Source organism: Pelosinus propionicus DSM 13327 (assembly GCF_900114615.1).
GTDB lineage: Bacteria > Bacillota > Negativicutes > DSM-13327 > DSM-13327 > Pelosinus > Pelosinus propionicus.
The window spans coordinates 1-2,316 of the sequence record NZ_FOTS01000115.1; the positions used below are offsets into that span (position 1 = coordinate 1).

Here is a 2,316-nt window from a genome sequence, read left to right on the forward strand (position 1 = left end):
ATGTTTAAATCATAAAAATGGTGAACACTTATCATAGCGTTCACCATTTTTTGATACATTAACCTGCTCTTAACTACTTAACTTAATGACATTGATTACAAGGGGAGCATATCATATTTGATAAGACGGTGCTTTTTGTGTATATAATTTTCTACATCATTAAATTAAGGTTTTTATGAAATATAGTTAAAAAATTTACTTTTGGTAGTTTAATTTATAGTTGCTGAGGAATGTATCTCAGTGAAAGCCGATATACAGGATACACACAATTGAAATAGAGGTCCTTGGATATGTTGGTTTTATCAAATTAGAAAATTACTAGGAGGTTATTATAAGATGGCATTACTTCATAGATGGCCTTTATCGAATGACTTTAAAGATGTAGTGGGGACAATGGATCTAGCGAAATATGGGAGTGGCAGCATTACCCAATCTAAAGATGGAACTTATCTAGATGGTAGCTGCGGTTTGAAAACAACAATCAATCAAACTGAATTAGCGACCTTTACTTTATCTTTATGGGCGACTGTCGAAGGTTATACGGGAGATCATAACTTGCTATTTGGTAGCGGAATAGGAGCGGGAGGTATAGGTAGCAATGCGTATGGTATCTTGTATCATACTTCCTCCAACTCTATACTGGCTATGACAGGGAGTGGCGATATTTATAATACAACAGTGTCTAAAGATTTTTATATTGGAAAAAGAAAAAATATCATATTCTCTATTGAAAATAAAAATAAAATGATAGTCTATGTCGATGGTATTAAGGTTATTGATAAAACAATTGTAAGTGGTAGCATTAATAATCCACTAAGTATTGGAGGACTTTCAAATTCGCCAATAAATACTGCAAACGCAAATTTTAATTTTGTTCGTGGGACTGTAGCAGATTTTAGAATGTACGATGATGCGCTATCACAAGATGATATAAATAATATTGTAGATTCAGGGCCAAATGCACCAGATTTAGCAGTGCCAATCAATCTAACGGCTACCGTAGTTGATTCCCAAGTAACCCTTTTATGGAATGCAGTTACGGGAGCAGCTGGTTACAATGTAAAACGCTCTACAACAGCAGGGGGGCCATATACTCCTATTGCTACTGAAGTAATTGGTACAACCTATGTAGATGAGAATGTAACTAACGGTACTACCTACTATTATGTAGTAACTACAATTGATGGAAGCGGGAGTGAAAGTGCTAATTCAAATGAAGCATCTGCAACACTACTTGTAAATGCACCGATGAACTTAATTGCAATTGCAGGAGATTCTCAAGTAAGTCTCTCTTGGAATGCAGTAGAAGGAGCAGCAAGTTGTAACGTAAAACGCTCAACCACAGCAGAGGGGCCATATACTTCTATTGCTACCGAAGTAATTGGTACAACCTATGTAGATGAGAATGTAACTAACGGTACTACCTATTATTATGTAGTAACTGCAATTGATGGAAGCGGGAGTGAAAGTGCTAATTCAAATGAAGCTTCTGTAACACCGCAGGCCCCAAGTAATCAAGGATTATTACGAATCACTATGAACGATTCCAGTGAAAGGGAATATGAGTTATCTCATGATGAAATTAAAAAATTTATTGAGTGGTGCGACCGAACCGTTGGTACCGGTAAAGCATTGTATGTGTTTGATAAGATCTATAATGTAGGTGAGTTTAGAAGCAGAAAAGAATATTTACTGTTTGAAAAGATCATTAGCTTCGAGGTTATGGAGCTTACGAAATAAAATTGCTGCCGTCTTATCTTAATGAAGTGCCCCCTGTCAAGTCAATGTCATTAAGTTAAGCAAAATAGAACGTTTACATCGATAAAAGTAGATGTAAACGTTCTATTTTTTATTTGCTAGTCATATAAAAATACTTGACAAATAGTCGGAAATTTGCGGCCCTGCCCTTGAAATATAAAGATTCGAGGGAGGAACACATATGAAACCGACTGAAGTAAAAGAAATACTTTCAAACATAATAAGTACTATATCAGATGAGCCATCTGATTTTTTGCAAAATCCATCAAAGGACTTTACAAGAAATCGAAAACTATCATTTGAAACAATTATTAAAATGATGATTGGCATGGGTGGAAATAGCTTATGTAAAGAAATATATGATTGGTTCAATTATGCAGAAGATACCGCATCTGTTTCTGCCTTTGTTCAGCAAAGGCAGAAAATTTCATCTAAAGCTATGGAATATATTTTTAGAGAAATGGCTAAACAATGTGACGAGCAGATTTTATTTAAAGGATATCGTCTTCTTGCTGTAGATAGATCTGATATAAGATTACCTAAAAATAAAAATGACGA

The 2,316-nt window shown here is 34.8% G+C and carries 1 protein-coding gene and 1 pseudogene; both read left to right on the plus strand.

Going from position 1 to position 2,316, the window contains the following annotated elements; translation table 11 throughout:
* Nucleotides 1-336: 336 nt before the first annotated feature.
* Nucleotides 337-1,740: a LamG-like jellyroll fold domain-containing protein gene (locus tag BMZ99_RS25730; RefSeq protein WP_090944962.1), complete on the plus strand. Its 1,404-nt coding sequence runs from the start codon at nt 337-339 to the stop codon at nt 1,738-1,740.
* A gap of 199 nt (nt 1,741-1,939) precedes the next feature.
* Nucleotides 1,940-2,316: pseudogene (locus BMZ99_RS25735) on the plus strand (IS4 family transposase); the annotation flags it as partial.